The following is a 4185-nucleotide window of genomic DNA, read 5'->3' as shown; positions in this document are numbered from 1 at the left end:
GTCGAAGTGACGAAGGTCAAGGCCGTGCGCCTGCAGGACGATGCCCAGGCGGTGGGCACATTGCGATCGCGCCAGAGTGTCACCCTCAAACCCGAGGTCAGTGGTCGAGTGGCCCGCATCGCCTTTGCCGATGGTGCGCAGGTCAGGGCCGGACAACTGTTGGTGCAACTGGACGACACCTTGCAGCGCGCCGAGCTCAGTCAGGCGCAGGCCCAGCTGTCGATTGCCCGTGCCAACCTCAAACGCAATCAGGAGTTGGTCGCCGAGAACTTCGTGGCCACGCGTGTGGTGGAAGAAAGCCTGGCCAACCTGCAGGTGGCCGAAGCCCAGGTGGCCCTGGCCACGGCGCGCATGCAGCGCATGCGCATCACGGCGCCGTTCAACGGGACCGTGGGACTGCGCAGCATCAACCTGGGTCAGTACGTGAAAGACGGCGACGACCTGGTGAACCTGGAAGACACCTCGCTGCTCACGGTCGATTTCCGACTCCCCGAGCGCTACCAGAGCAGCATCGCCTCTGGGCAAGTGGTGCAGGTGCAGCTCGATGCATTGCCAGGCAAAACGTTTGAAGCCACGGTGCTGGCGGTCGATCCGCTGCTCGACGCCAACGGCCGCTCCATCTCGGTGCGTGCGGTCATGCCCCGGTCATCGGGTGCCGACCTGCGCCCCGGCATGTTCGCCCGGGTGCTCATTGTGTTCTCGGTGAACGACGCTGCGTTGGTGGTGCCCGAAGAAGCCATGGTCCCCCAGGGCGGCAAGCAGTTTGTGTTTTTGCTCGATGAGCAGGGGCAGGGCGATGCGAAGAAGCTGGTGTCGCGCCGCGTCGAGGTCGAGGCCGGGGTGCGCCGGGGGGCCGAAGTGCAGATCGTCAAGGGCGTGGCCGCCGGCGACACGGTGGTGGTGGCGGGTCAGCAGCGCCTGCAGCGCGATGGCACCGCTGTGCGCGTGGTCAACATGGCCCGGACCACCGAAGCTGCGCCCCAGGGCGGCAAACCAGCCACGCCCTGAGTTTTTTGAACAACGGAATTCCCCATGCAGCTGCCTGAAATCTCCATTCGGCGCCCGGTGTTCGCGACGGTCCTGTCGCTCTTGATCTTGCTGGTGGGAGCGGTGGCGTTCAGTGGCCTCACCGTGCGGGAGTACCCGCGCATCGACGAGCCCAACGTCACGGTGAGCACGAACTTTGGCGGAGCCTCCAGCGAGGTCATTGAAACGCAGGTCACCAAGGTGCTGGAGGACTCGCTGGCGGGCATCGAGGGCGTGGACATCATCACCTCGATCAGCCGCCAGGAGCAGAGCCAGATCACGGTGCGCTTCAAGCTGGAGCGCGACCCTGACTCGGCTGCGGCGGATGTGCGCGACAAGGTCAGCCGTGTGCGCCAGCGCCTGCCGCAGGACGTGGACGAGCCGGTGATTGCGAAGGTGGAGGCCGACGCCCAGCCGGTGATCTGGCTGGCGCTCACCTCCGATGCGATGACCTCGCTGGAGCTCAGCGACCTGGCCAACCGCGTGGTGAAGCCGCGCCTGCAAACCGCACCGGGCGCGGCCGACGTGCGGATCTTCGGAGAGCGGCGCTACTCCATGCGCGTCTGGCTCGATGCCGATCGCCTGGCCGCTTACAACCTCACGGTGCAGGACGTGGAGGACGCCCTGCGGCGCTCCAACCTGGAAGTGCCGGCTGGGCGCATCGAGAGTGCGCAGCGCGAATTCAACGTGACCGCGGCCACCGATCTGCAGACACCCGAGCAGTTCCGCGAGATCGGCGTGCGCACCGTGAATGGCCAGACCATCCGCATCGGTGATGTGGCCCGCGTCGAGCAGGCGCCGCGAGACGAGCGTACCTCGGTGCGCTACAACGGGCGCGAAGCGATTTCGCTCGGTGTGATCCGCCAGTCCACCGCCAACCCGCTGGACCTCTCTGCCGGTGTTCAGGCCATGCTGCCGCGCATCGTGGCCGATCTGCCCGAGGGCGTGCGCGTGGAGGTGGCCAACGACAACTCGATCTTCATCGACCGTTCCATCAAGGCCGTGTACACCACCATCGCCGAGGCGGCCGTGCTGGTGGCGCTGGTGATCTTCGTGTTCCTCCGGACGTTTCGTGCCTCGATCATTCCGCTGGTGACCATTCCTGTCAGCCTGATTGGCTGCTTCGCGCTGATGGCGCTGTTCGGCTTCTCGATCAACACGCTCACGCTGCTGGCGCTGGTGCTGGCCATCGGACTGGTGGTGGACGATTCCATCGTGGTGCTGGAGAACATCTACCGCCACATTGAAGAAGGCATGAAGCCGTTCGAGGCGGCCATCAAGGGTGCACGGGAGATCGGCTTTGCGGTGGTGGCCATGACGCTCACGCTCGCCGCGGTGTACGCACCCTTGGCGTTCACGCCCGGTCGAACCGGGCGTCTGTTCGCCGAATTTGCGCTCGCACTGGCGGGTGCGGTGGTGGTCTCCGGATTCGTGGCGCTCACCCTCTCGCCCATGATGTGTTCCAAGCTGCTGCGACACAACCCCAACCCAGGGCGTTTCGACAGTTTCATGGAGCGGCGCCTGACCGCTCTCAGCGCTGGTTATGCGCGTCTGCTGGGCTGGACGCTGAACGTGCGTTGGCTGGTGGTTGCGGTGATGCTGGCCAGTGCGGCGGGCAGCTGGCTGCTGCTGCAGAGCACACGCCAGGAACTCGCCCCCATGGAGGATCGCGGCGTTGTGCTGGCCTCAATCAACGGCCCCGACGGCGCCACGCTGGCCTACACCCGCAAGTACGCTGAAGCCATCGAGCGCATGACCGCGGACATCCCCGAGCTGGACCGCATCTTCACCATCGTGGGCAACCCCTCGGTGGCGCAGGGCAGTGTGATCATGCGCGGCAAGTCTTGGGAGGAGCGCGAGCGCACCACCATGGACATCGCGCGTGAACTGGCGCCGAAGATCGCCGCCTTGCCCGGCATCAGCGCGTTCCCCATCACGCCGCCATCGCTCGGTCAGGGCTTTCGCGAGCGCCCGATCAACTACGTGATCGTGACCGGTGACAGCTACGAGAACCTGTCTCGTGTGGTGCGCCAGTTCCAGGACAAGCTTGCGCAGAACCCGGGCTTCGTGCAGGTGGACACCGACCTGCGCCTGAACAAGCCGGAGATCCGCATGGACGTGGATCGCGAGCGCGCGGCCGACATGGGTGTGACGGTGGACGTCATTGCGCGCACCGTGGAGACCATGCTGGGCGGGCGCACCGTGACGCGCTACAAGCGCGATGGCGAGCAGTACGACGTGGTGGTGCAGATGGTGTCGGCGAATCGCAGCACACCCGAAGACATTGACCGCCTATTCGTCCGCGGGCGCGGCGACGCCATGATTCCACTCGCGTCGCTGGTGACCACGCGGGAGGTGGTGGTGCCGCGTGAGCTCAACCACTTCGGGCAACGCCGCAGTGCATCCATCACGGCCAACCTCTCGCCCGAGTATTCGATGGGCGAAGCCCTGGACTTCATGGACACCACGGCGAGCGAGCTGCTGCCCGCGGGCTACACCACCGACCTCAACGGCCAGAGCCGCGAGTTCCGCAATTCGTCGGGTTCGCTGGCGATTGTTTTTGCGCTCTCGTTGTTGTTCATCTATCTGGTGCTGGCCGCCCAGTTCGAGAGTTTTGTCGATCCGCTGATCATCATGCTCAGCGTGCCATTGTCGATGCTGGGTGCCTTGCTGGCGCTCAAGTTGACGGGCGGCACATTGAATGTGTTCAGCCAGATTGGACTGATCACACTGGTGGGCCTGATCACAAAACACGGCATCCTGATCGTGGAGTTCGCCAACCAGTTGCGCGAGCAAGGAGTTGAAAAACTGGAGGCGGTGAAACGCTCGGCGGCCTTGCGTTTGCGCCCCATCCTCATGACCACGGGCGCCATGGTGTTGGGCGCAATTCCATTGGCCCTGGCCAGTGGCGCAGGCGCCGAGAGCCGCCAGCAGATTGGCTGGGTGATCGTGGGCGGCATGAGCGTGGGGACCTTGCTCACCATCTTCGTGGTGCCGACCATGTATTCGCTGCTGTCGCGCACCAAGTCGCATCAGCCTCCTGTGCCTTTGGATGGGCATGTTGAGGTGGTTCCGGCGAAGTGATTTTTCGGGCGTGGTGTTTCTTGCCTGCATCTCGCGGGCTCGTGAGCGCACGGCGCTCTGCTCCGCGAATGTCCC

At 64.9% G+C, this 4185-nt stretch carries 2 protein-coding genes; both read left to right on the top strand.

Annotated features, from left to right (window positions below; genetic code table 11):
• On the top strand, positions 1 to 1008 hold a 1008-nt coding region (locus Q0C59_RS02150; RefSeq protein ID WP_291211035.1), incomplete at its 5' end, for an efflux RND transporter periplasmic adaptor subunit.
• A gap of 24 nt (positions 1009 to 1032) precedes the next feature.
• Complete coding sequence (locus Q0C59_RS02145; RefSeq protein ID WP_291211033.1) at positions 1033 to 4110, top strand: efflux RND transporter permease subunit; 3078 nt, start codon at positions 1033 to 1035, stop codon at positions 4108 to 4110.
• Positions 4111 to 4185 lie beyond the last annotated feature (75 nt).

The sequence above is a fragment of the Hydrogenophaga sp. genome (assembly GCF_022844385.1).
In the GTDB taxonomy this organism is placed as follows: domain Bacteria; phylum Pseudomonadota; class Gammaproteobacteria; order Burkholderiales; family Burkholderiaceae_C; genus Hydrogenophaga.
The sequence above is the reverse complement of the archived record's forward strand: the minus strand, read 5'-3'. Positions and strand labels throughout refer to the sequence as shown.